We start from the raw sequence: 24,568 nt of genomic DNA, 5'->3' as shown, positions 1-24,568 counted from the left end.
CGCACGGGGGGTAGCAACGGTAATCACATGGTGTCGAGATTTCGGCGGAGAATCGTCTCCGCCCGAATCGTCATTTGGATGACTATCGGCGTCGCACTGCTTTCGATAGCGACCGGACTCGTCTCGACGGGGCTCGGCGGCACCGGCGGGAGCGGCGGATTGTACGGCGGATTCGTTCCACAAATCGTCCGCACGACCGCATCGTACACCGGCACTATCGTCGGGTTTCTCCTCCTCGTCACCGCCATCGGTCTCCGCCGCGGTTTTCGCTCGGCGTGGTACGCAAGTACCGTTCTCGTTCTTCTCGCCGCGATGCACGGGATACTCCAATCGACCCCGTACTCGCTCTTTCTCGTCGTCGGTTCGCTGGCTACCCTCCCGCTTTTGATCCGGCACCGTCACCGGTTCGAACGACCTATCGAACCGACGACGACGCAGATTGCGGCCGCCGCCGCCGTCGTCGGTTCGCAGTTGTACGGGACGATCGGGGCCTACGCACTCCGGGGGTACTTCGACGGTATCGATGGCAATGACGCCATCTTCGAAGCGTTTTATTTCACCGTTGTGACGGCGAGCACGGTGGGGTACGGCGACATTCAACCGACGAGGCCCTTCGCGCAGGCGTTCGGGATGACCGTTATCGTTCTCGGCACCGGCAGCTTCGCGGTCGCGCTGGGGGTTCTCTTTACGCCTATCGTCGAAAACAGCTTCTCCAGCGCCCTCGGTCGAACGACAAACGCCAACATCGAACTCATGGAAGACCACATACTCGTGCTCGGATACGGACAGTTGCTCACGGAGTGGATACTCGACGAACTCACGAGCGGGGACGACTACGTGCTCGTCATCGACGACGACTCGCTCGTCGAGCAGCTCCGATCGAAAAAACGGAACGTCATCCACGGCGACCCGACCGACGAGGAGCTACTCGAACGGGTCGGCATCGACCGGGCACAGTCGGTTCTCGTCGCAACTGACGACGACGCCGACGACGCCCTCACCGTGCTGACCGCTCGACAGCTGAATCCGGACGTTCGAATCGTCGCCGGTGCGAACGACCACGAGAACGTGAAGAAGTTTCGGCGGGCGGGTGCCGACATCGTAGTCAGCCCGGCCTTCGTCGGGCGGATGCTGGTTAAAGCGGCGCTCGGAGGAGAACACGTCGAAGAACTGGCCGAGCAATTGGCAGGCGACCGCACGAACCGGACGCTGGACGATTTCTGATGTGCCCGGCGGAGTTTTCGGCCGGGCACATTCGCTACCCGACGAAGACCGACTATCACCCGCGGTGGACGACCGCCACGTCACAGTCGATTTCGTGCATTCGTTCGAACGTCGGCGGAGAGATAAATCGGGATGCCGCGCTTCGGTCGGTGCTCGCACCGATTATCATCAGGTCGTAGTGGTCGTCGTTCGCCGACAGGAAATCCTCGATACTGCTCCGCGAGACGCGGGTTTCGAACGACCCGGAAAACGCCTCCACGAGGTCGGCGAGCGTCGATTCGGTGGCCCGTCGTTCCGCCTCGCGGTCGATGCAGGTGCAGACACTGACCGACCCCGAACGGCCGACCAGACGCCGAGCGAAATCTATCATCGTGTGGGCAGTGTTACCCGCTCGCCTGACGGGAACCAAGACTCGTTTCCACCTTCGACGTGGATTTCCATCGAGGCCGGGGCGATACGCGATGGCGTCTACGTTTCCGCGGAACAGGCCGCGGACGAACGGCGAAAGTCCGCCGTGTCGTTTCTCGTAGGGCGCCACGATGAGGTCGCAGTTCACTTCGCGAGCGGTACTGAGAACCGTTCTTGCGGGCGTCTTTCCGTCGCCCGCGACGACGACTTCGCAGGGGACGCCCATCCGCGTCCGGATTCGGTGCGCCTGCGCTTCGAGTCTGTCCGCCGCGACATCCGCGGCCTGTGCTTCAGCCTCGGCTTCGGTGGATTCGTCTCGGGACGAGAGTTCCGCCGATTCGGGCTCGACCAGTTTCGTGTGACGCTTCGTCTGATTCCGGGCGGACGCCTCGATACTCTCCTCTGCCTCCTCGATTGCGGTTCGATCGACCATGTCGATGAGGACGACTTTTCCCGCGTCGTGTGCCGCCGCCAGTTTCGCGCCGAACATGGCCGTCTGCTCGGCATCTTCGCCGCGCATCGGAACGAGGACGTGGTCGTCGCCTTTCGTGGAACGGTAGAGATAGCGCGCGCGACGTTCGTAGAACTCGCGTCGCCAGAGGACGAACACACCGGCGACGATGCTGCTCGAAATAGCGATGCCGACGACGTACAGAAACCCGGACAAGAAGCTTCCGAAGCTTCCCGTCTCGCCGAGCGGGAACATGAGGACGAGGAGCGCGGACGAAAACGCAGTCGGCTGTTCCACGTCGAGCGACCACGTCACGAGGACGGTGAGGAGGATACCGAGCGCCGCCCCGCCCGCGTGAATCGTCATAGACTCCGGCGGGACGTGGTAGAGGTATCTGGCGGAAAACACCAGTGCGACCCAGCCACAGAGTGCCCCGGCGGTCATTCCGCCGACGAATCGGGTTGGAGAGGCGTACTTTCCTTCCGGGTCGGTAAAGAGGGTGTAGGTTCCCGATGCGAGCGGCGGAAAAATCAGGAACGTAATGATGTTCACCGCGTTCGAAAGCCACGTGATACCGGCGATGAGAAGCGGTGCTACCACCAGCACCGTGAGCCGGGTTAGATTCCGAGTGTGTTCGACCCACCGAACGAACTGCTTGATTTCGCGCCGCTCGAACCGGCGAATGCGTCGGAGGGCCGCGTGATATCGCATCCGCAGGTCATCGAACATAGGAAAAACAGGGCGATTTAAGAATAAATGCGTTCTGTTATCCCGACAACGAGACGACCGCGTCCAGCGAGATTCGAATCGCTCGCTCGACGTTGTTTTTCGCTTTTTCCGGCAGTTCGTCGTCCTCGGTGTCGGTACCCTTCTGCGTACCCTTCACGAGATTGCCGTCAACCGTACAGATTGCTCCCGAACGCATGCCTTTCCGGCGAGCGACGGAGAACACCGCGGCGGCTTCCATTTCGACCGACAGGATGTTCGCGTCTTCCCAGTCCGAGACGTACTCGTCCGTTTCGGCATAGAAGGCGTCGTCGGACGCAATCGGGCCGATGTGGACGTCTTCGTCGTTGGCCTCCGCGGAATCGACCAGCGCGGAGAGGACGTTGTACTCCGGCACCGCCGGGTAGGTGTCCTTCTCGTAGCGTCGGCTCGTCCCCTCGTCCTTCGCCGCGCCCGTGGCGACGACCATGTCGCCGATTTCGATGTTTTTCTGGAGCGCGCCAGTCGTTCCCACGCGAATCACGGTTTCGACGCCGACGGCTTCCATCTCCTCGATGGCGATGGTCGCGGAGGGACAGCCGATGCCGGTCGAGCAAATCGTCAGCGGGACGCCCTCGTACTCCGCGTTGACGACCTTGTACTCGCGGTTCTCCGAGACGACTTCCGAGGAATCGCACTGCTTTGCGATTCGGTCAACTCTGCCAGGGTCGCCGGGAATCAGCGCGATGTCGTTCAGATCGCCCTCGTCAACGAGCAGGTGCGGTTGCATTGCCATACGAGAGGCTTTCTGAGTCAGGTAGAAAAGATTAGCTGTAACGAGTGAGGATGTCGTGTTCCTCGCGGATGAGTTCGCCGATTCCGTGTTGCATAACCGCACTATCCTGATTGCGGCGAAGAAATCGAAAAAACGGGTCAAAAGCGATGCGTCCGCTGGCGGATTTTTTGGTTCGAGAACCGTTTGGAACTGCCCGCACTGTGGCGCGATTCTCGGCGTGAGCGACAACGGATAGTTACGGCAAATAACGAACGCTCACCACGCCGTCTTCCGACCGGATTTCGACGCGATTCACGCCGAGTCGGGCGGCGCGCGCGAGCGTCCCTTCGTCCTCCAGCACGTCGCTCACGGCGGCATCGGTTTCATCCGCTGATACGGAAAGGACGTGAATCTCGCCGATTCCGGCGCGTTCAGTTCGTTCGAGGTCGCCGATTTCCTGTTCCTCCGCGATGTCGCGCTCCTGCACCGTGGGCGGTTCCTCGCTTTCGTGAACCCGGAGCGGTCGCTGGTCATCGATTTCCACGACTTCCCACGTCATTTCCATGGGTGGTTCGGCGGCGACCGTCGCATCCACGGCGTCGTGGGTTTCGACGCCGGGATTTTCAGAAAGGGCGTGCACCTGTCCGTCGTGAACGTCCTTCAGCACTGCCGACTCCTCTTCTGCGTGCGTGACGAGGAAGGTACTCGTCTTCTCTGTCATGGCCGTGGGTAGGTCGCGGGGCCTTTTCCGGATTGCGCTCCGGAGGAGCGTTTTGGAGTTTTGGAGCTTTGGAATTTCGAGGGAACGGTGGAATTTCGCTATCGGGCGGCTCGATGGAGGACGAAAATCAGCAATCCGGAGACGAGCGGCGGGACGAGGCCGAACAACTGCGGGAGCGAGTAGAGAAACGACCCGATTGCGCCAGCGTTGGCGGACTGGTACTCCGGCGGAACCGTGATGATGAGTCCGGCGTACAGCGAGCCGAGGAACAGGAATCCGCCGAGCGCGAGTAGCGTGTCGTAGGTGGAAACGGTCGCTTCGCCGCGGCGGTGTCGGCGCGCGACGAAGAGGACGGGCGCAAAGAGAGGACCGAGGACGAACAGCGCCACGACGCCGAGGAAGGCGTTCGAGGACGTGTCGAACGCGGAGTGGCCGAGCGTCTCCACGAACCAGAAGATGAGCGCAAAGAGGAAGATGAGGGCGAAGAGAAAGCCGAGGACGAAACTGACGAGGACGTAGAGGCGGAAAGTCCGCGAATCGCTCGCCCGGAAACTGTAGCGAAACGCGCCGAGCAGTCCGGAGTAGTCGTCCCCGGTAGTGGCCGCGTCGGTCATTACCCGACTGTCGAACTCGCGCGAAGGTAAATGGCGCGACTCGAACCGGAAATCGAAGACGGTGATGACGGCCCGTCCTCGGACGTGTTCCGAAGAACGTTTGAAACGGATGGTTCTCTATACCGGTATGAGTGCTGACAACGCCACCAACTCGTCCGGTGATGTCGCCGCCGAAGATTCCGGTGAAACCCACAAAAACGCCCGCAAATCCGTCGTCGCCGTGGACGGCGACGACAACGATTTGGAAATCGTCAATCGCCTCGAAGCCCACACGGGCGATGGCATCCGCCACCGAGCGTTCACAGCGCTCATTTTCGACGAGGACGACAACATCCTGCTGGCCCAGCGCGCACCGACCAAGCGACTCTGGGACACCTACTGGGACGGCACCGTCGCCTCCCACCCGAATCCCGGTCAGTCCCAAGAGGAGGCCACCCGCCAGCGACTCGAAGACGAACTCGGTATCTCGCCCGACCAGTACGACGACCTGCGCCAGACGGACAAATTCGAGTACAAACGCTACTACCCCCAAGAAGGCGTCGAACACGAAGTCTGTGCCGTACTGAAACTCACACTTCAGGACACCTCGCTCGACCCCGTAGAGGAGGAAGTCGGCGGCCTGATGTGGGTGCCCTACGAGCGCCTGTACGAGAATCCGCGGTGGTACCGCCAACTCCGTCTCTGCCCGTGGTTCGAAATCGCCATGCGGCGAGATTTCGAATAACGCGACCCCGGAGAAAATCGGTAGTTTCCGGTGTTGTGAGAGCCTGTGATTTTCGCAGGCCTGGTTTACGCCGAGCAGAATCGAAACCCGAATCCGCGATTCGTTAATCGTCCGATTTCCCGACCGACTCGCCGACCATTCCACTGACGACGTTGCCGTCAACCGGACTGTCGGGGGTCTCCTCGTCGAGTTCCGACGGCATGCCGAGATTGTACTCGGTCTCCGAATCACCGAGCTCTGTGCGTCCGCGTCGAATCGACACGTCGTCGTTCAGATGCAGGCGAACCGCTTCGAGAAGGGCGTCCGCTTCGAGGGGCTGTCCCCGCTCGCGCATCTCCGCGACGGCCGCATCGTCGGGAACGTTGAACACGCGCTGGGTGACGATCGGGCCTTGGTCTAAATCGGTCGTTACGTAGTGGGCGGTGACGCCCGCCACGCGGACGCCCGCCTCTTTCGCTTGCCGGTACGCTTTTGCGCCGGGGAAGGCGGGAAGGAGGCTCGGGTGGATGTTGATGATGCGACCCTCGTATCGGAAGACGACTTCCGGGCTCAGGATTCGCATGAATCGCGCGAGGACGAGCAAGTCGATATCGTAGTCGTCCAGTACGGAGAGAAGCTGTTCCTCGTCGTGACTCCCGTTTTCGTCGCCAACGTCGTGGAAGGGGATGCCGTGGCGTTCGGCGACCGGTTCGAGGTCGTCGTGATTCCCGATGACGACGCCGATTTCGGCGTCGAGGTCGCTACGGGTGTCGAGTAGTCGCTGGAGACAGTGCGATTCCTTTGTGACGAGGACGGCGACTTGTCGGGTGTCGCGCTCCGACGGAAATCGTACCCGAACGTCCACGCCCAAATCGTCACCGAGGGCGGAGAGGTCACACCGAAGTTGGTGTTCGTCCACCGTCATCTCGCTCGTTTCGACGAGCATCGTCATCCGGAAGGTGCCGTCACGAACCGCTTGGTCAACGTCTTCGATGTTGATTCCACGCTCGAAGAGGAGGGTCGTCACGCGGGCGACGAGTCCGGTGTCGTCGTTGCCGACGACGGTTATTTCGGTCAATTCGCGGGAACTCATCGTCTCACCTGCTGTACACGGAGGACAGTCATGGAATAGGTGTAAGAACTGGCGGAGGCAAAAACGTTGCCGACCGTGCAAAATTTTCACAGGCGATTACAGGAATTGTGGGGTGCCTGAAAAATAACGATCGAGATCAATCACGAGTGAATGTTGGAGTAGGGAGGGCCAACCGACAATAACTGATTGGCGCATCCGCAGTTGCGGTAGTACGCATGAGTCTCCGAAGCGCGTTGCGGTTCGCAATACACAAACGTGTGTATCGGTTTCGTTCCAAAAGAGTTTTTGAACACAGACGCGCAGGGTCAGGTGATGACTGCCTACACCGCGACGGTGACGGTTCGCCTGAAGCAGGGCGTCCTTGACCCCGAAGCCGAAACCACCCGGCAAGCGCTCGACCGACTCGGCTTCGAACTGGAATCGCTCCGTTCGGCGGATCAGTTCGAAATCGACCTCGACGCGGAATCCGCGTCCAACGCCGAGGAACGCGCCGGAGAGATGGCCGAACGTCTGCTCGCCAATCCGACGATTCACGACTACACGGTGGCTATCGAGGAACGATGACGGTCGCCATCGTCCGGTTCGGCGGGAGCAACTGCGACAGGGACGCGAAGCGCGCGCTCTCCCACCTCGACATCGACGCCGAACTCGTCTGGCACGAAGACGGTCTCCCCGCGGACGTGAGCGGCGTGATGCTCCCCGGCGGATTCTCTTACGGTGACTACCTCCGCGCGGGAGCAATCGCTGCAAACTCCCCAGTCGTGGCAGAGATCCGCGAGGCCGCGGAGTCGGGCGTTCCCGTTCTCGGCGTCTGCAACGGCGCGCAAATCGGCTGCGAGTCGGGGCTGACGCCCGGCGCGTTCACGACCAACCGAAGCGCGCGATTCCAGTGCGAACACGTCAAGCTCCGCGTGGAAAACGCCGAAACGCCGTGGACCTCCGCCTACGAGGAGGGCGAAGTCATCGAAGTGCCGATTGCCCACGGCGAAGGTCGGTTCGAAATCACGGACGAGCGGTACGACGAACTCGATTCGGACGACCGAGTGCTCTTCCGGTACTGCGACGAAAACGGTGTCGTGAGCGACGAGACGAACCCGAACGGGTCGAAAGGAAGCGTCGCCGGAATCGTCGGCGAGACCGACACCGTCGCGGTCATGATGCCGCATCCGGAACGGGCAACACTTCCGGACGTTGGAGGGACGGACGGCGAAGCTGTTCTGTACGGATTCGTGACTCCGTAGAGTCCAGAGAGATAGGAACGGCGCGACACGAGTAGACGACTGGGGAGTCACACCGGTGACCGTATCCGATTTTTGTTCGCTATCTTCTCCGAGAGAAGTTTTATGAAAACCGGCAGTTTCTGCCAATTTATGACTACGAACGAGACGGGCGTCGATTTCGCCATTCTCGAATCATATCTTTCGACGGAACTAGACGAAGTCGTGGTCGAAACCGAGGTACTTCGCGATGGGCTCAATCTGACCGTCGCTGTTTCGACCGAAGAAGACGCAAACGGGTACATCGTTCGACGGCCGAACATGTTGCGGCACACGAGCTACGTCAACCAGTTAGAACAGGAGTACGAGGTGATGCAGTGGCTTCGAGATACCGCAGTACACACACCAGTGCCGGTTTTGTTTTGCGATGACGAGTCGATTATCGGTGATTCATTTTTCGTCATCACGCATCTCGACGGGGAATCGGTTCCGCTTGGTTCCGACCTCCCGAGCGATTTCAAAACGCACAATCGCGCGAAAAGCTGGCGAACAACCTGATAGACTCGCTCACCGAACTGCACTCGCTGGCCGTCGAACCATTCGAAGACGTTTGTGAACGGAAAACTCCGCGAGAACTAGTCGCTCGCACCACCGAGCGACTTGTTGCGTCGGCGAGCGTAACAGGTCACGAACCGCCCGAACTTCAGTCCGTCGCAAAGTGGCTCCGACGAAACGCCCCATCTGAAACGGAGGAAACCATCGTTCACGGGGATTAAAGGCCTGGAAACGCCCTTTTCGCAGAGGGGGATGATCCTAAAATCGTCGGCGTTCTCGACTGGGAGACGGCGATGCTTAGCAACCCGCGAATCGACCTCGGATACCTTCTGCTCCGCTGGCAGGACGAAAACGACCCGACGCCGTCGCTCGACGAACTCGAAGCGCGATATTCGAACGAAGCCGTGATACGGCAGTTACGAGAGCGGAACGAACAGGGGATTTCGCCGTGAACGGCGAAATCCGGCAGTCCCACCCGACGGGAGATGGTTGCGCGCTACGAAGACGAGACGGGAATCCGATTCGAGAACGAACGGTTCTACCGTGCGTATGCTGCCTTCTCACTCGCAGTGGTCTGGGAAGATTTTCACCGGGAACGAATCGAAACTGGGGCCGAATCCGACTGGGAACCGCATATCGACTACATGCTGATGATTGCGGAGAGCATCGCAACCGGGGAATTTCCCTTGTAGATTCTCGACGTTTATCCGAACTTCAGTTCTCACCGACCGGACGAAAACACGCCCGTAATTCGCGGGAGTTCGCGCGAAATTGCGCGACGTTTCAGCAGGCAGAACCCCGCGAAGATGACGAAAAAGCCGAGCGCGGTGAGCGGCGTAATGGTTTCATCGAGGAACAGGAAGCCAGCGGCCGCGGCGAAAACCGGCGCGACGTAGGAGACGAGGTTGATTTCGATTGGGCCGAGTCGTTCCAGCAGGTCGAAGTAGACCAGAAAGCCGATTGCACTGGCGGCAATCGAGAGGTAAACCAGTGCCATGATTGCTTCGGGCGTCCACCGAACGGCGGCGAACGATTCGCTCGGCCGGGCGACGCTGAGTCCGTGCATCATGAGCGCGCCGAGCACCATCGACCACGCTTCCATCGTTTCGATTGGGAGTTCGGCGTCGATTCGCCGAGAGAGAACGCTTCCGAGGGCGAACGAAACGGCCGCCAGCAGGACGAGGATTTTGCCGACAAAATCGTCCGCGAGCAGGTTGTTCGGATTCGGTTGGCTCAGTATCGCAACCCCAACGAGTCCGAGTAGGAGACCCGCGATTCCGGACGGCTCGAGTCGTTCGCTGGGAAGGAGAACACGTGCGAAACCGGTCGTCAAAACCGGGGAAAGGCTGACGATAATCGCGGCGACCGCGCTCGTCGTCTCCATCTCGCCGACGAAGAGAAAGGCGTGATAGCCCGCAATCATAAGCGCGCTGCCGACGAGAACGAGTTTCCATTCGCCACGCGTTTGAGGGTACCATCTGTCGGTGGCGTAGACGGCGTACGCGAGCATCAACACGCCCGCCACGTCGTAGCGGATGGCCGCGAACAGCACGGGAGGAAAGTATTTCAAACCTACCTTGATGGCCATGAACGCGGATCCCCAGACGGCGGCGAGAAGAACGAACAGCACTGCATTTCTGTACTGGGTCACTGTACGATATCTGCCTCGCGGAAGGGAGTAGCTTTCGAAAACCCCCACCGAATGCCGGATTCAGTAGTACACTTTCGGGACGCCGGAGCGGGCGAAGTAGTAGTTCCCTTCGGACTCTTCGCTCGGCGGAACGTACTGTCTGGTGCCGTTGTGACGAATCTCGTAGTGGACGTGAGGACCGGTCGAGTTCCCCGTACTACCTATGTCGCCGATGTGCTGATCCCAGTAGACGCTTTCGCCTCGGGAGACGAAGACGTTGGAGAGGTGAGCGTACAGCGTCTGGTAGCCCCCGGAGTGGTCGATGATGATGTAGTTTCCGTAGCCATCGCCATCCCATCCGACGGTACTCACGGTGCCGCCGCGGGTTGCGAGGATGTTCGTGCCAGTGTCGTTGGCGATATCGACCCCGCCGTGATTGCCAGAACTTCGACCGTCGTAGAAGGTCGAGGTGACGGTTCCGGTGGCCGGATACGAAAAGTCGGAGTGGACAAGCCAGTCGCCCGCCGACCAACCGGTGACAGCCGAACTGGTGTCGTCCTCGTTGTACCGTACTTTCCACCACGTGTAGCCGTTCGCGCTCTGTGGGCCGCCTACGACGTAGCCGCCGGTGTACTGGTCGGCGACCGCTTTTCGGGAATAGCCGGTTCCGGGACCGGAACGAACGGAGAGGCTTTCGGTCGTGTAGACGGAACTGTACTCGTTGAACCGAGCGGCACTCGCTGTGTCGGACAGTGCGCCGACACCGGTTGCAGTGGCGGCGGCGGAAGCGGCGGCAGTCATGAACGTTCGTCGTCCGAGCGTTTTGTGTGAACGCATACCGAACGCAAACCGTACCGCAACTTAATATCTCACCCTATTAACCTAGATTCAATTTATTTCTTATACAAATAAAGAAGTAAAGCCAGCAGACACGGGACACCGGCGCTCGACTCAATCAGTTCGACGACCGACGTTGGTCACGAATCGCCCGAATCACGTCCTGCCGCGCGATTATTCCGACGAGTACGTCGTTTTCGAGCACCGGCAGACGGTTGATGTCCGACTCGGCGTCGGCCAGCAGGTCGAGGATGCGGTCTAATTCGTCGTCCGGCGTGACCGTCACCACGTCTTCGGTCATGATTTCTCGGATCGGCTTTCGCGCATTTTTCACGAGTCCGAGACTGGTGTCGAGGCCGTCCCACGAGAGGTCGAATCCGTATTCGATGCTTTCGAGAAACGGCGGGAAACCGATGGGAATCCACAGCGTTCGGTCGCTCGGTTGGAAGATGTGAACGAGGTCGTGCTGGGTTACGATACCGACTAACTTTCCGTCCTCCGTGACCGGAAATCCGTTGAACTTCTCCCGGGCGAGACGGGTCAGCACCTCGCTGATTTCGTCGTCGGGTGCGACCGTTTCTACCTCCGTCGTCATGAGGTCGCGTGCAGTGATTGCCATGGTGGACGGGAGGGCCTGTTCCGGCGTAAACCTTGTTGCGATAGCGGGGGTTTCGTCTCGAATGGTTTGCCTCGGGTAGGCGTTTTGAGGCCGGATATGAGAACGGTCAGGAGAGAGAATCTGAATTTCAATGGTTGCACATCACGCTTGTTGGCCACGCCTTCGCTCCATCAGTCACTCATCGCTTCGCTACTCGTTCTCACCGGAAAAGTTTCGTCTCTATCATTTTCTTTCAGATGAACAAATTGCCGTACGCGAGCATCTTAAACAACGAGGCACCCGTTTCACTCTCCCTGTCGGCATCCGGTACGCAAAAGAGCACTGACACCCTACCGTCGGGTATGGTCTCGGCCGCCACGGCGCTCGGTTTCCTCGTCATCATCACCATCAACACCGTCATCACAGCGGTCGTCATCCGCTTTTTCCGCCTTCGGCTCTCGACGAAGTGGGGTGCGGTGGTGTACTCCCTCTTGTTGGTTCCCCTCGTCTACGTCGCCACGACGATTCTGTTGAGCGGGGCGATTGGCTTCGGCGGAACCGGCCTGCAGGATAGGGACACCGCCCTAATCCTCATCTGGGTGCTTCCGTTCACGCTGGGGCTCTCCATCGACCTGTTCTGGATGCCCCCGCCCGAGGAAATCGACCTACCGAAGGAACCGCGCGAGCAACAACAGAGTCGCTGACGGCGCGACCGCTAGCCAACCCACACCAGCGAAAACGGCGAGTCCTTCCCACAAGTACGCGAAACTGACGGGTCCGACGACGATTGTCAGCAGCGCAGTTCCGATGACGGCCCGGAACCACGGCGCTGGCGACCCTTGCAGAACCAACAGGGCGTCAACCAAATCGAAGAGGAGCAAAAAGGCGACGAGCGTCCTGAGGCGGACGCGGAGTCGCGTCGATTTGTCCGGTTGCTCCGGACGCTCGAAAACGGGCACGATGAGTCGAACCCGATCCGGGAGTGTTACCGGCGGAATACGCATCGGAGGGAGCGTGAAACTGAATCCCGAATCGTCGTCCCGGTCTGCCATAGCCGATATACGACCCGGCCCCTGAAAACTACTCGTTCGTTCTCACTGCTCATTCGGTTCGTCGATGACGCGCTCGATTGTCGAAACGACGCTGTCGATGACCGCCTCCGGCGACCGTGTCGCATCGACGCAGACGAATCGTCCCGGTTCGGCGTCCATCAGTCGCTCGTAGTTCGACTGCACCTGCGCGAGGAATCCGGCCTGTTCGAATTTATTCGTCGCGCCGCTTCGCGCCGCTCCGGTTTCGGGGTCAACGTCGAGATAGATGGTGCAGTCCGGTGGGCGAGTCCACGGCTTGTGGACGCCGATGATGTACTCCATGGGTCGCGTGACATGGCCGTCCAGCGCCACTGCCTGGTAGGCGTAGCGAGAGTCGGAGTAGCGGTCGGAGATGACGAGCTTGCCGTCGGAGAGCGCGGGCCGAATCGTGTTCGAAAGGTGGGCCGCGTGGTCCGCGGTGTACAGAAACAGTTCGGCGATGGAATCCGCGTCGTCGTCGTCGATGGAACGATTGACTGCCTCGCCGTACCACGAATTCGTCGGTTCGCGGGTGAACACCGCGTCTGAAAATTCCTCGTGGAGTACCTCCCAGACGGTAGTTTTTCCGCTTCCGTCCAGTCCCTCCAGCGTTATCAGCATATCCGAACGTTCGGGTTGCCGGGTAAAACGTTGCGGGTTTCGTGGCAGGTAGATTTACCCACAGTGACGCACATATCTGTACTATGAAGATTCTCGTGACGGGTGGTACCGGATTTATCGGACGGCACCTCATCCGCGAATTGCACAACCGAGACCACGAGGTAACCGCACTCGCACGAAATCCAGACGAAGCGGACTTCCCTGAGGGCGTCGAACGAACGATGGGCGACGTAACCGCGCTCGCGTCCATCGAAAGCGCGTTCGAAAATCAGGACGCGGTCGTCAACCTTGTCGCGCTATCGCCACTGTTCAAACCGCCTCGAGGAGCGACGCATATGAGCGTCCACCTCGGTGGAACCCAGAACATCGTGCAGGCGGCCGAGGAACATGGCGTCGGGAAAATCGTACAGATGAGCGCCCTTGGGGCGAGTCCGACCGGTCCGACGGAGTACATTCGGGCGAAGGGACAGGCGGAGGAACTGGTGAAAAACTCAGACCTTCGATGGACGATTTTCCGTCCGTCGGTCGTGTTCGGTGACGGAAGCGAATTTCTCTCGTTTACGAAGAAACTCACTCCTCCGTACCTGGCCCCGCTTCCGGGCGGCGGAAAGACGCGGTTCCAACCGATTTGGATAGGAGACCTCGTCCCGATGCTCGCCGACGGGGTGGACGAATTTCACGACGGCGAAATCTACGAACTCGGTGGTCCGGAAGTGCTGACGCTGGCGGACGTAGCGAAACTCGTGCGCCAAGCCGAGGGACAACCGGTCACGGTCGTCCCGGTTCCGATGGCACTCGCGGGAGCGGGTTTGAAAATTGGCGGGGCGATTCCGGGCGTGCCGATGGGCGGCGACCAGTATCGGTCGTTACGGTTCGACAATACGGTTCGGGAAAACGAAGTGGCGGTGTTCGGCGTCGAACCCGATTCGCTGACGACACTGGCGGAGTATCTCGGCGTCGAAGCGATGCGAAACGACCGTTGATTTGAACGCTGGCAGAGCGCGCACAGTCATGACAAATATATTTTGATATTGCACATATCCACACTTGATAACCCCGGAGTGATGGACATATCCAGACTTAAAGAGGGGTTGTCTGAGTACTGTCTGTTAGTTCACCAAATAACTGACAAAATACTGCCTCGGGGCGGTTACTGCTGTGACTCTCTTTTAAGTAATACACCAAACATCACAAGGTTTATACGGTATTTAGTTCTGGTGTTCTCTCAACGGAGAACGGTACCGAAAAATGAAACTCGCGATGATTGGATTCGGTCAGGCTGGCGGAAAAATCGTTGACAAGTTCCTGGAATACGACCAGCGAACACAGAGCGGCATCGTGCGCGCCGCCGTCGCAGTCAACACCGCTCGCGCTGACCTCATGGGTCTACAGCACGTTCCGGAGGAAAACCGGGTGCTCATCGGACAGTCCCGCGTCAAAGGTCACGGCGTGGGTGCGGACAACGAACTCGGCGCGGAAATCGCCGAAGAGGACATCGACGAAGTGCAGGGAGCAATCGACAACATTCCTGTCCACGAGGTTGACGCCTTCCTCATCATCGCCGGAATGGGCGGCGGGTCAGGCAGTGGCGGCGCACCAGTCGTCGCAAAACACTTGAAACGCATCTACACCGAACCCGTCTACGGGCTCGGCATCCTCCCCGGCGGCGACGAGGGTGGTATCTACACCCTGAACGCGGCGCGTTCGTTCCAGACGTTCGTCCGCGAAGTGGACAACCTGATGGTGTTCGACAACGATTCGTGGCGGCAGTCGGGCGAGAGCGTCCAAAGCGGCTACTCAGAAATCAACGAGGAAATCGTCACGCGGTTCGGCATCCTGTTCGGAGCGGGTGAAATCGGCGGCGGCGACGACGTCGCGGAGAGCGTCGTCGACTCCAGCGAAATCATCAACATGCTCGCCGGCGGCGGCGTCTCGACAATCGGCTACGCCGCCGAGGAAGTCGAGATGCAGAACTCCGGCGGACTTCTGTCGCGGTTCACCGGAAACGGTGGCGGCACGGGAGAAGACACCGCTCACACGACGAACCGAATCACCAGCCTGGTGCGGAAGGCGGCGCTCGGCCGTCTGACGCTCCCGTGTGAGATTCAGGGAACCGAACGCGCACTGCTCGTTATGAGCGGCCCATCGGAGCATCTGAACCGCAAAGGGATAGAGCGCGGGCGGAAATGGCTGGAGGAGCAGACCGGCAGTATGGAAGTTCGCGGCGGAGACTACCCCGTTAGCGAACCCAACGTGGCCAGCGTCGTCCTCCTTTCCGGAGTGACGAACGTTCCACGAATCAAGGAACTCCAGCAGGTCGCCATCGAGGCACAGGACAACATAGACGACATTCGACAGGAGAGCGAGACAAATCTCGAAAGTCTCGTCGAGGATGATGAGGATGAACTCGATCCGCTGTTCTAAACTGACAGCACTCCTCCTCGTCGTCACGATGGCCCTCTCGGCGGTCGCGCCCGTTGCGGCGATTTCGACCGACGCGCAGGGTGTGCCCGACGACGCGAAAGTGGGTGGCGAAGTAAGCGCAGAACTGACGCTGACCGACCTCTACAGCGATTACGAGCGGTGGACGCTCAACGGCGAAACCGAACTCACGGACGTTACGTGGACGGTGACGACCTACGACCAAGCCGGAAATCAGAAGGCGAAGGAGTCCTACGACGGACAGTCGTTCAACCACTCGCTCGCGCTCGACAGTGACGCGAGCGAGGCGGTCGTCAAGGTGTCCGGCACCGTGCCCGAAATCGAGAACTTCACCTACGACTCGCAACAGGAGTTCGCGTTCGCCACGCTCAGCCAGACCCGGGACGGCGGCAACAGCGACGAAATCCAGACGTGGAACGCGAACCACCACACCGAGGACAGTTCGGAAGCGCGAACCGCGATCGCTGACGCGGAGGATGCAATCGACAACGCGCCAGACGGCGCGGACACGGGCGACGCGGAAGGCCGCGTCGAAAACGCCATCTCCGCCTACGAGGCGGGCAACTTCGGTAACGCCGTGGACATCGCCGGACAGGCGGAAGAAAGCGCCAACTCGGCAACCGAGGACGCCAACGCGTCGGCCCAGCAGAGCAAACTACTGATGTACGGCGGCGTCGCCGTCCTCGGCCTCGTCGTCATCGGCGGCGCTGGGTTCTGGTACCGTTCCCAGCAACAGAACACGAACCGACTGCGGTAACGCGGCAGTCGTTTCTTGCGGATTTTTGTACAAAGCATATTTTTGTAGTTATTTAGTATCAGGTATGAATCGGAGAGCGGTCGCTTCGTTGCTCGGGAGTGTCGTCTCTGCGGGGTGTTTAGAGGTCCTCCAATCGAGTGCGGAAACGAACGAAAAAGTTGTCGGACTGCGAATCAACAATCTATTCGACGGTTCGAGAACCGTCGATATAGAAATCAGTCCACTCCAAGAAACGACTACCGACGAGCGCAGTTTTGCCAATTCGTTCGACATCGAGGCCGACTCCGACGTTCGAAAAGAGCGTCCTGTCTGCCGGAGATTACAGCGTCACTGTTCAAATCACAAATGGTGAGACGAAACTGAAGAATGGCATATGGGCGGCAGTAAAACCAATGAAATCATCGTGGACATCGGCGAGGGTGGAATCATGGTTCAGGCCGCACGCCACGAATAACTCACGGTTTTCGCAACCCCTTAACACGGCAACCGAGTAGAACCGGCCATGCAGGTGGTGGTGCCGTTCTCGGCGACCGACCCGAAAACGCGACTGGCCGACGTTCTCGCCCCCGACGAGCGCCGGGAATTTTCGCTGGCGATGCTCGAAGACGTGCTGTCCGCGATCCGCGCGACAGGGCAGGAGCCGCGGGTACTCACCACCAGTTCAATCGACATTGATGCCCCGCAGACAGTGGATTCCAGACCGCTGACGCCCGCCGTGAACGACGTGCTGGCGGAAGGGGAACCTACCGAACCCACCGCAATCGTGATGGCCGACCTCGCGCTGGCGACGCCGGAGGTGCTGGAACAACTCTTTTCGACCGCTGGTGACGTGGTGCTCGCGCCGGGTCGCGGCGGCGGGACGAATGCGCTCGTCTCCCGCCATCCCGACTTTCGGGTGGATTACCACGGAACCTCGTATCTCGATCATTGCCGAATCGCGGGCGATGTCGGGGCGTCGGTTGTCGAGGTGGATTCGCATCGACTGGCGACCGACGTGGACGAATCGGGCGACCTCGCGGAAGTGCTGATGCACAGCGACGGAGCGGCTTGCAAATGGCTTCGAAAGGCTGGCTTCTCGCTCTCGGTGACTGAGGGCCGGGTTGAAGCGAGTCGGGAACAACGAATCGAAGAGAAAAACCGGTAGGTCGAAGACTACGTCGAGACAGCTATCGGATTAGCACTCGTATTCATCGCCGGGCGGGGTTCCGGGGCAGGGTCTGTATCCAGCAGTTCCGGCGGGGTTGCGACGGCGAACTGGAGGCGAACGTGGCCGAGCCACGGGATCTTGAGTTTCGCCTTGCCGACGACCCACGACGGTTTGACGGGGCCTGTGTGCGCGCCGAATCCGACTTGGTCGTAACCGCCGTTGTTGTCGCCCTTCGTGATGAATCCGGCGTGCGGTGCCGGGCAGTTAGCCAGCTGTTCGCAGTCGTTCGCGCTCCCGACGTAGTCGGGGTTCGCCTCGTCGTACCAGTTCTCGCCCTCATCTACCCAGAACATCGCGCGGTGGATAATCGGCGTCTCTCTGCTGTCGCCGTTCGGTTTGAAGATTATCACGTCGCCCGGCTCGTTGAACTCCGAATAGCCGGACTCCATCCCGGCGCGGTGGGTGACGACGCCCGTGTCCTCGTGGGAACCGTCGCCCGCGAGTCGGTCTTCCTCTAGCACGAAGACGAGATCGCCGCGCTCCATTTGGGGTTCCATGCTGCCGCTTTCGACGGCGACCATCGGCGGCCAGACGCCGCTCACGGCGAAGAGGAGTAGACCGATTCCGACCGCCCACATCGCCGTGGTGAGTATCTCGCGGACGATGGCGATTGGTTCGTCCTCGGTCGTTCTGAGCCAGCGGAGTAGTTCGCGGGGAGAGGCGTCGTCGGGGGGAGACATCCGTTATTTTGTGTTGAAAGGAAGAATGCTTGAATATTTGGATTCGAGGGATACGGGATTGAAAAACAGTGAGGTGGAAAACTGCGTGCTTAGTTGCGAACGTAGTGATAGGGACTGCTAACTCCCTTTCAGATCACGGTATAGAAAATGGCTGGTTTACTTTCAGGCTAGCTATTGCCGACTCCTAATCCCGTACCTCCTCCCGCAACTCGGACGAGTGAATCTCGTCCGAGTTGGTTACGAACCACCCCATTCGTCACATCCCGACAATCTTCGATTTTCGAGGATCTCGCTCACGTTCGCTCACGAGAACGCCGTGGGGTCGTCCGAAGGACTGTGCTGGAGTCGTGCGAGGGATGACTGAGCGACCGGCAGGGAGCGAAGGAATTGGTTGGGGAGGAGTGTGGCGTCTGCGGTGGGTTGCGGTATTAGGAGTCGGCAGTCACTAGCAACACGTTCAATCATCTCGCTCGTTCTCGGAATTGTCCAACTTCAAATCCCTATTTCCAAACGGACTTTTACCCGCCCACCCAACCACCAACCAATGATTCCGGGGGCCGACGAGTACGACATCGACATCGCGTTCGACGAGAGGGAAATCGACCGACTGCTCACCGTCACTCCGGAGGACGCGGAACCGGCGGAGTCGCTCACCTACGCGAAAAACGTCTTCGTTCCGCTCACCACGGCCTGCCGGTACACCTGCACGTACTGCACCTACTTCGATCCGCCTGGGGAAGCTTCCCTGCTCTCGCCCGAGGAGGTTCGAGAAATCGTCCGAATGGGCGTCGATGCGGGCTGTACGGAAGCTCTGTTCACATTCGGCGACGACCCGGACGACCGCTACACGCGGGTCAATGACCAACTCGCGGAGTGGGGCCATGACTCCATCCATTCTTACCTCCGCGAAGTGTGCGAACTCGCGCTGGAAGAGGGCTTACTTCCCCACTCGAATCCGGGCGACCAGACGCCGGAGCAGATGGAACTCGTCGCGGACGTGAACGCCAGCATGGGCGTGATGCTCGAGACGACGGCGGATGTGGCGGCGCACGCTGGCCCGCGGCGGAAAAATCCCGGCCAGCGACTCGCCACGATACGCACCGCGGGCGAGTTGGAAGTTCCGTTCACGACCGGCCTGCTCGTCGGAATCGGAGAGGACTGGCGCGACAGGGCCGAAAGCCTGCTGGCGATTCGAGAGCTTCACGAACGCCACGGCCACGTTCAAGAAATCATCGTCCAGAACGTCGTGCCGAACGAGCGGTCGCGGTTCGAACAACCGTCGGTCGAGACGATGCGCCGGGCAGTCGCGATGGCTCGGGTGGCACTCCCGGAGGAGATTTCCGTGCAGGTTCCGCCGAATCTCTCGCCGACGCGCGAACTGCTCGACTGCGGCGTGGACGATTTGGGCGGCGTGTCGCCCGTGACGGACGACCACATCAATCCGGAGTATGCGTGGCCGGCACTGCGCGAGTTGGAGGATATCGCGGCGGAAGCGGGCGTGCCGCTTCGTGAGCGTCTCCCGGTGTACCGGCAATTCCTCGGCGACGACGGTTGGATTTCCGACCAAATTCAGCGAATCATCGAAGCCGACGGTGCGCGCTTCGAAGTTCAGACGTGAGGGGAATCGTTCACCGAAGTAGCGGCGTCCCGTCGGCACACGGTCCCAGCTCCGGTCCGAACGGGGAATCGTCGGGATCGATGGTTCGAATCTGGCGGTAGTCGGTCGAACGCTCCGCGGGCGTTCGACCGATTGCGGTTATCATCTCAACGTACTCCTCGAACGAGCGGAACTCGCCGAACTCGCCGCCAGCGCGCTTCGTGATTTCTTCTGAAAGGATGGTTCCCATGAAGTCGTTCGCGCCGCAGGAGAGCATCTTCAATCCCTGCGCGTCGCCGTACTTCACCCACGAGGATTGGACGTTATCGACGTTGTCGAGAAAGAGCCGTGAAACCGCAATCATCAGTTCGTCCTCGTGCGTGGTCGCGCCGGCATCGACCATGCCGCGCTCGTACAGCGGCGTGTTTCGATGGACGAAAGAGAGCGGAACGAACTCGGTTATCGTCCCCGTTCGGTCTTGGAGGTCGCGGACGCGCTCTAGGTGCATGACGCGGTGCATCTCGTTTTCGACGTGGCCGTACATGATGGTCGCCGTCATATCGAGGCCGACGCTCGCCGCGGCCTCCATCGACTCCAGCCATTCGTTCGTGTCGATTTTTCCGGGGCAGATGACGCGGCGAACTTCGTCCACTAGAATTTCGGCGGCGGTTCCCGGCACGCTCGCGAGGCCCGCGGATTGCAGTTTCCGGAACACGTCCTCGTATCCCCAGTTCGTCCCTCGCCGGGCGTGATACGCCTCCTCCGGCGTCATCGAATGGACGTGAATTCTGGGGAGATTCATCGCTCGAAGATGTTCGACGTAGGTTCTCGGGTCGGTTTCGTATGCCGAGGGCGGTTTGTAGTTCAAATCGCCGCGGTCGCTCGCTTCGAGGATTTCGCGATGTTCGTCGTCCAACGTGAGTCCGGGGTGCAGTCCGCTGACCGACGTGACTTCGTAGATGCCGCGTTCGCGGGCGTCGGCGACGATTTCGCGCGATTGTTCCGGCGTTTTCGTGAATCCGCTGTGCTCGCCGCCGCCGACCTCGAAGTTCTGTGCGGTGTTTTTGAAGTTACAAAACAGACAACCGGTGTTGCAGGCCGTCGTGACGTTGTTGTTCAGGTTGGCGACGAAGGTGACGCGGTCGCCGACCACCACCTCCCTGCGCCGGTCTGCGGCCTCCAGCACCATCTCTTTCCGTCCGATGTCGATGCCGGGTGAGTTCGTGCCGGTCGTCAGCAGCTCGACGCCGTCCGCAACCGTCAGGCGTTCGCCGGTTCGCGCTTTTTCGAGCGCGTTCTCGAACGACTGGTCGGTTTCGGGGACGTGTTCGAATCCGAACTCCCCCCGCGGAATGTTGCTCTCCGCGCGCACGTTAGCCATACGCCTTCATCCAGTTCGACCGTGAAAAAGCAGTGGGTCACGGCCGAATCCATCGCACGACTATGTATATTGTTCGGCCACATGTCGGCTCATTTCAGCACAAGGATGGAAACTTCTTAGTCTGGGGACGGTAGAGCACATACCATGACGAGTGTGAAGGAGTTTCGGGTCGAGCGCGAACCGACGCCGGACTCCCTCGGACGCGGCTCGTTCGTCTTTACCGACGACTACTCGGTGTTCGACTGGGGCAAGATGCCCGACGAAATAGCGGACAAAGGCGCGAGCCTCTGCACCATGGGGGCGTTCAACTTCGAACTGCTCGAAAACGAGGGGATTCCGACCCATTACCGGGGCGTCGTCTCTGACGGCGAAGTCGTCCCCCTCGCGGATGCGACTGCTCCCCCGACCGAGATGGTGATCGATCTCACACAGGTTCCGAACCTACCTCGCGAGGGACGGAACTATGATTACGATTTATTCCACAGCGGTGCCGACGAAAATTATCTCATCCCGCTCGAAATTGTCTTCCGGAACAGCGTTCCGGTCGGGTCGAGTCTCCGTCGCCGGAGCGACCCCGCCGACCACGGCCTTGACTTTCCGGAGTGGCCGGAGGGTGCGGTGCAACTCGAAGAGCCGGTCGTCGAGTTCTCCACGAAGTACGAGGAAGAAGACCGCTATCTCTCGCGGCGAGAGGCCGACAAAATCGCCGGGAAAGCCAGCATCGAATCCCTCGAAAACCTCGCTCACGAGGTGAACGACATCATCACTCGGCAAGCCGCCGAAGCCGACCTCGTTCACGAGGACGGAAAAATCGAGTGCCTCTACTACGACGGCGAGATTCGAGTCGGAGACGTCGTCGGCACCTTCGACGAAAATCGGTTCACCTTCTACAGCCAGCAGGTGAGCAAGGAGTTCATCCGCCAGTATCACAAGCGCGAACAGGCCGAATGGGTCGATTCGGTGTACGACGCCAAAGAACGCGCGAAAGAACGTGACGTCGCCGACTGGAAATCGCTCTGCGGGGCGGACCCGCAACCGCTTCCCGACGACGTACTGGCCTCCGCCCGCGACTTGTATGCCGCTGGTGCAAACGCCTACGTCGGTCGCGAGTTTTTCGACGCTCCGGAACTCGAAGACGCCGTCATGGCTATCAAGAATTTGTAACTTGGTTTTGCGACGCTCGGAAGTTCGTTTTCGTTGTGATTTCGATGAGTTGCATCCGACTCCCGTCCCGCGACCGTTGCTCTGTGAATCGTTCGTCGAGATGCTGCCGTTGACTTTCCCGTCGTAATTGTCCCATCGGTTACGACTGCATTTGATTGTCAAAATCGTGGCGTTTGGTTCCCGTGGCTCACTGCTCGTTTCGGTTGAAATGGCTTTCCGTCTCCCAGCGAAACGAACGTTTGGATACTCGGTCCTTATCTGGCAACTCGAACGGTCTTCCGTTCCGAGCATCCGATTTCCGAAACCACTTCCCCATCCGTCCCAAATCTTCGCGCATGGACGAGTCCGCGGAACAAACGAAAATCGAGTGGCGAGAGTGGGGGGCGGACGCATTCGAGGAAGCTCAAGACGAGAACAAACCTGCCCTGCTGTCGCTCTCGGCGCGGTGGTGTTCGTGGTGTCACGAGATGGACGAGACGACGTACTCAATACCGACGCTGGCGGCGAACGTCAACGACTCCTTCATTCCGATTCGAGTGGACATCGACCGCCACCCTCGCGTCAGGGAGCGCTACAACATGGGTGGATTCCCTTCGACCGTTTTCCTCACGCCCGAGGGTGAGCACCTGACCGGGGCGACGTTCCTCGACCACGACACCATGCGGCAAGTCGTCGGACAGGTGCGCGACCTCTGGAAGCACAAGGGGAAAGAAGCGGCGCAGGTGCCGCGAAACGTTCGCGACCAGAATCCGCCCGCCGGTGAGATTACCGAGGAAATCGAGCGCCTGCTGGTCGGACAGGTCGAAGACCGATTCGACGCGACTCACGGCGGGTGGGGCGACGACGCGAAGTTCCCCCTCCCTCGAACCATCGAGTTCGCGCTGAAACGCGATCGAGAGCGCGCACTCGCCACCCTGTCGCCCGTTACGGCGAATCTCTTCGACAACTACGACGGCGGTTTCTTCCGCTACGCCGGAACTCGCGACTGGAACGACATCCACCACGAGAAGGTACTTGACGCGAACGCCGCGCTCGTACGCGCCTACGCGAACGCCTACCTGTACACGGGCGAGGAGCATTACCGCGATCCCGCCGAAAAAACCATCGAGTACTTGACGACGACGCTCTGGAACGGCGACGCCTTCGGCGGAAGCCAACAATCCGGCGATGGAGATTACGGCGGCGACGCGAGCAACCGCGAGAGCGAGAGTGCGCCCGCCATCGACTCCACTGCCTTCGCGGACTGGAACGCGTTGGCCGCCGACGCCTTGCTCACCTTCACGGCCTACACCGACGACGACTACGCTCGACGCTACGCGGAGCGAACGCTGAACTTCCTCGACTCGCTCGTGGACGACGGCGCGGTCGTTCACTATCGGAGCGATGGGGTAGAAGATGGCACGGCTCCGGTCGAATCCGGTCTGCTTGCCGACCACGCACACGTCGCTCGTGCGTTCACGACCGCCGTACAGGTGCTTGGCGACGACGATGGGACGGATTCCGGCTACCTCGACACCGCGCGCGAAGTCGCGGACTACGCCATCGACACGCTCCAGCAGGACGACGGCGCGTTCGTGGATGGGCCGATGGACGGGCCGGGTTTGCTTTCCCGTCCGCTTCGTCCCGTCGATGGTAACGCGGCGCTTGCCGACGCGCTGGTTGACCTCTCGATTCTCACCGACGAACTGCGCTACGAGAAGACGGCGCGAGAAGCACTCGGTGCGTTCGCTGGCGCGGCGGACAGAATCGGCGTGCAGGTCGCGGGCTACGGAACCGCCGCATCCCGCTTGTGTAGACGACCGATTCAAGTCGTCGTCGCCGCTCCGGCGGGGTCAGACCTCCACCGCGCGGGCCTTCGTATCGCTGACCACGAGAAAGTCGTCGTACCGAACGCGACCAGTGTGGGTAGTGTGAATGGCGCGGACGCTGAGTTGAAAGACGGTCGCGCCTATCTCGTCTCCGCGGGAACGGTGTCCGACCCGGCGAGGACGCCCGCCGAACTGAACGAACTCGCAGCTGATTTCTTTTAGTATGAATAGTATGGGGAAGAGCAAGCGCGCGGTTGAAACCTCATCGAACGCACGGAGCGTTTTTATAGAGTTAGCGTAATGTCAACAG

The 24,568-nt window shown here is 60.2% G+C and carries 29 protein-coding genes and 1 pseudogene; 17 read left to right on the top strand and 13 right to left on the bottom strand.

Annotated features, from left to right (window positions below; translation table 11 throughout):
* The first annotated feature begins 27 nt into the window (after positions 1-27).
* Positions 28-1,224 (top strand): DUF7126 family protein, encoded by a 1,197-nt coding sequence (locus LIX15_RS04275; protein WP_227776268.1) that lies wholly within the window; start codon positions 28-30, stop codon positions 1,222-1,224.
* Positions 1,225-1,279: 55 nt separating this feature from the next.
* On the opposite strand, the gene LIX15_RS04270 is transcribed toward LIX15_RS04275, so the two are convergent.
* Both LIX15_RS04270 and LIX15_RS04265 read right to left on the bottom strand, forming a co-directional pair.
* Positions 1,280-2,812 carry an HPP family protein gene (locus LIX15_RS04270; protein ID WP_227776267.1) on the bottom strand — a complete coding sequence of 511 codons (1,533 nt, stop codon included), beginning with the start codon at positions 2,810-2,812 and terminating at the stop codon, positions 1,280-1,282.
* 37 nt (positions 2,813-2,849) lie between these two features.
* Positions 2,850-3,584 (bottom strand): guanosine phosphorylase, encoded by a 735-nt coding sequence (locus LIX15_RS04265; protein WP_227776266.1) that lies wholly within the window; start codon positions 3,582-3,584, stop codon positions 2,850-2,852.
* 55 nt (positions 3,585-3,639) lie between these two features.
* Between LIX15_RS04265 and LIX15_RS04260 the strand changes: the two genes are divergently transcribed.
* A complete protein-coding gene (locus LIX15_RS04260) occupies positions 3,640-3,819 on the top strand; it encodes a hypothetical protein (RefSeq protein WP_227776265.1) in 180 nt (59 codons plus the stop codon).
* On the opposite strand, the gene LIX15_RS04255 is transcribed toward LIX15_RS04260, so the two are convergent.
* On the bottom strand, positions 3,820-4,284 hold the full coding sequence (locus tag LIX15_RS04255; RefSeq protein ID WP_227776264.1) for a DUF5812 family protein: 465 nt from the start codon (positions 4,282-4,284) through the stop codon (positions 3,820-3,822). It lies immediately after the preceding gene.
* Between the two features lie 98 nt (positions 4,285-4,382).
* Positions 4,383-4,898 carry a DUF8056 family protein gene (locus tag LIX15_RS04250; protein ID WP_227776263.1) on the bottom strand — a complete coding sequence of 172 codons (516 nt, stop codon included), beginning with the start codon at positions 4,896-4,898 and terminating at the stop codon, positions 4,383-4,385.
* A 127-nt stretch (positions 4,899-5,025) separates the two neighbouring features.
* On the opposite strand from LIX15_RS04250, the gene LIX15_RS04245 reads away from it, so the two are divergent.
* Entirely contained in the window at positions 5,026-5,622 is a 597-nt protein-coding gene (locus LIX15_RS04245; RefSeq protein ID WP_227776262.1) for an NUDIX hydrolase, read from the top strand.
* A 103-nt stretch (positions 5,623-5,725) separates the two neighbouring features.
* On the opposite strand, the gene LIX15_RS04240 is transcribed toward LIX15_RS04245, so the two are convergent.
* Positions 5,726-6,694, bottom strand: coding sequence for a formyltetrahydrofolate deformylase (locus LIX15_RS04240; protein ID WP_227776261.1), 969 nt, complete (start codon positions 6,692-6,694; stop codon positions 5,726-5,728).
* 312 nt (positions 6,695-7,006) lie between these two features.
* On the opposite strand from LIX15_RS04240, the gene purS reads away from it, so the two are divergent.
* The 5 genes and pseudogenes from purS (at position 7,007) to LIX15_RS04215 (ending at position 9,158) form a co-directional block, all read left to right on the top strand.
* Positions 7,007-7,258 carry a phosphoribosylformylglycinamidine synthase subunit PurS gene (gene purS, locus LIX15_RS04235; protein WP_227776260.1) on the top strand — a complete coding sequence of 84 codons (252 nt, stop codon included), beginning with the start codon at positions 7,007-7,009 and terminating at the stop codon, positions 7,256-7,258.
* Complete coding sequence (gene purQ, locus LIX15_RS04230; RefSeq protein WP_227776259.1) at positions 7,255-7,935, top strand: phosphoribosylformylglycinamidine synthase I; 681 nt, start codon at positions 7,255-7,257, stop codon at positions 7,933-7,935. Before purS ends, purQ begins: the two co-directional genes overlap by 4 nt.
* A gap of 129 nt (positions 7,936-8,064) precedes the next feature.
* Positions 8,065-8,469: a phosphotransferase family protein gene (locus LIX15_RS04225; RefSeq protein ID WP_227776258.1), complete on the top strand. Its 405-nt coding sequence runs from the start codon at positions 8,065-8,067 to the stop codon at positions 8,467-8,469.
* Positions 8,364-8,918 (top strand): annotated as a pseudogene (locus LIX15_RS33090) (phosphotransferase). The gene LIX15_RS04225 and the pseudogene LIX15_RS33090 overlap by 106 nt, the downstream one beginning before the upstream one ends.
* A 33-nt stretch (positions 8,919-8,951) precedes the next feature.
* Entirely contained in the window at positions 8,952-9,158 is a 207-nt protein-coding gene (locus LIX15_RS04215; RefSeq protein ID WP_227776257.1) for a hypothetical protein, read from the top strand.
* A 29-nt stretch (positions 9,159-9,187) separates the two neighbouring features.
* Here the strand turns inward: LIX15_RS04215 and LIX15_RS04210 are convergent, their stop codons facing one another.
* The 3 genes from LIX15_RS04210 to LIX15_RS04200 form a co-directional block, all read right to left on the bottom strand.
* Positions 9,188-10,117 (bottom strand): DMT family transporter, encoded by a 930-nt coding sequence (locus tag LIX15_RS04210; RefSeq protein ID WP_227776256.1) that lies wholly within the window; start codon positions 10,115-10,117, stop codon positions 9,188-9,190.
* Positions 10,118-10,177: 60 nt separating this feature from the next.
* Complete coding sequence (locus LIX15_RS04205) at positions 10,178-10,933, bottom strand: M23 family metallopeptidase (RefSeq protein ID WP_227776255.1); 756 nt, start codon at positions 10,931-10,933, stop codon at positions 10,178-10,180.
* Positions 10,934-11,051: 118 nt separating this feature from the next.
* Complete coding sequence (locus tag LIX15_RS04200; RefSeq protein ID WP_227776254.1) at positions 11,052-11,552, bottom strand: CBS domain-containing protein; 501 nt, start codon at positions 11,550-11,552, stop codon at positions 11,052-11,054.
* Positions 11,553-11,788: 236 nt separating this feature from the next.
* On the opposite strand from LIX15_RS04200, the gene LIX15_RS04195 reads away from it, so the two are divergent.
* On the top strand, positions 11,789-12,235 hold the full coding sequence (locus LIX15_RS04195) for a DUF7991 family protein (protein WP_227776253.1): 447 nt from the start codon (positions 11,789-11,791) through the stop codon (positions 12,233-12,235).
* Here the strand turns inward: LIX15_RS04195 and LIX15_RS04190 are convergent.
* Both LIX15_RS04190 and tmk read right to left on the bottom strand, forming a co-directional pair.
* Entirely contained in the window at positions 12,197-12,583 is a 387-nt protein-coding gene (locus tag LIX15_RS04190) for a hypothetical protein (protein WP_227776252.1), read from the bottom strand. The genes LIX15_RS04195 and LIX15_RS04190 overlap by 39 nt on opposite strands.
* A gap of 42 nt (positions 12,584-12,625) precedes the next feature.
* Positions 12,626-13,222, bottom strand: coding sequence for a dTMP kinase (gene tmk / locus LIX15_RS04185; protein WP_227776251.1), 597 nt, complete (start codon positions 13,220-13,222; stop codon positions 12,626-12,628).
* A gap of 83 nt (positions 13,223-13,305) precedes the next feature.
* On the opposite strand from tmk, the gene LIX15_RS04180 reads away from it, so the two are divergent.
* From LIX15_RS04180 to cofC, 5 genes are all read left to right on the top strand, one after another.
* Positions 13,306-14,205, top strand: coding sequence for a complex I NDUFA9 subunit family protein (locus tag LIX15_RS04180; RefSeq protein ID WP_227776250.1), 900 nt, complete (start codon positions 13,306-13,308; stop codon positions 14,203-14,205).
* Positions 14,206-14,470: 265 nt separating this feature from the next.
* On the top strand, positions 14,471-15,646 hold the full coding sequence (locus LIX15_RS04175) for a tubulin/FtsZ family protein (protein ID WP_227776249.1): 1,176 nt from the start codon (positions 14,471-14,473) through the stop codon (positions 15,644-15,646).
* Complete coding sequence (locus LIX15_RS04170) at positions 15,624-16,421, top strand: hypothetical protein (protein ID WP_227776248.1); 798 nt, start codon at positions 15,624-15,626, stop codon at positions 16,419-16,421. The genes LIX15_RS04175 and LIX15_RS04170 overlap by 23 nt, the downstream gene beginning before the upstream one ends.
* Positions 16,422-16,485: 64 nt before the next feature.
* Positions 16,486-16,773, top strand: a complete 288-nt coding sequence (locus tag LIX15_RS04165; protein ID WP_227776247.1) for a hypothetical protein — start codon at positions 16,486-16,488, stop codon at positions 16,771-16,773.
* Between the two features lie 150 nt (positions 16,774-16,923).
* Complete coding sequence (gene cofC / locus LIX15_RS04160) at positions 16,924-17,565, top strand: 2-phospho-L-lactate guanylyltransferase (protein ID WP_227776246.1); 642 nt, start codon at positions 16,924-16,926, stop codon at positions 17,563-17,565.
* Positions 17,566-17,573: 8 nt separating this feature from the next.
* On the opposite strand, the gene LIX15_RS04155 is transcribed toward cofC, so the two are convergent.
* Positions 17,574-18,308 (bottom strand): S26 family signal peptidase, encoded by a 735-nt coding sequence (locus LIX15_RS04155; protein ID WP_227776245.1) that lies wholly within the window; start codon positions 18,306-18,308, stop codon positions 17,574-17,576.
* Between the two features lie 303 nt (positions 18,309-18,611).
* Positions 18,612-18,773, bottom strand: coding sequence for a hypothetical protein (locus tag LIX15_RS04150; protein WP_227776244.1), 162 nt, complete (start codon positions 18,771-18,773; stop codon positions 18,612-18,614).
* Positions 18,774-18,852: 79 nt separating this feature from the next.
* On the opposite strand from LIX15_RS04150, the gene cofG reads away from it, so the two are divergent.
* Positions 18,853-19,926, top strand: coding sequence for a 7,8-didemethyl-8-hydroxy-5-deazariboflavin synthase subunit CofG (gene cofG, locus LIX15_RS04145; RefSeq protein ID WP_227776243.1), 1,074 nt, complete (start codon positions 18,853-18,855; stop codon positions 19,924-19,926).
* A gap of 10 nt (positions 19,927-19,936) precedes the next feature.
* Here cofG and cofH read toward each other — a convergent pair whose 3' ends face one another.
* Positions 19,937-21,286: a 7,8-didemethyl-8-hydroxy-5-deazariboflavin synthase subunit CofH gene (gene cofH, locus LIX15_RS04140; RefSeq protein ID WP_227776242.1), complete on the bottom strand. Its 1,350-nt coding sequence runs from the start codon at positions 21,284-21,286 to the stop codon at positions 19,937-19,939.
* Positions 21,287-21,430: 144 nt separating this feature from the next.
* Between cofH and LIX15_RS04135 the strand changes: the two genes are divergently transcribed.
* Together LIX15_RS04135 and LIX15_RS04130 are read left to right on the top strand one after the other, a co-directional pair.
* Positions 21,431-22,450, top strand: coding sequence for a phosphoribosylaminoimidazolesuccinocarboxamide synthase (locus tag LIX15_RS04135; protein WP_227776241.1), 1,020 nt, complete (start codon positions 21,431-21,433; stop codon positions 22,448-22,450).
* Positions 22,451-22,785: 335 nt separating this feature from the next.
* Complete coding sequence (locus LIX15_RS04130; RefSeq protein WP_227776240.1) at positions 22,786-24,480, top strand: DUF255 domain-containing protein; 1,695 nt, start codon at positions 22,786-22,788, stop codon at positions 24,478-24,480.
* Positions 24,481-24,568: the final 88 nt, after the last annotated feature.

The sequence above is a fragment of the Haladaptatus pallidirubidus genome (assembly GCF_020700235.1).
Taxonomy (GTDB): domain Archaea; phylum Halobacteriota; class Halobacteria; order Halobacteriales; family Haladaptataceae; genus Haladaptatus; species Haladaptatus pallidirubidus.
Note: the sequence above shows the minus strand (reverse complement) of the source record. Positions and strands in the feature narration are given on the sequence as shown.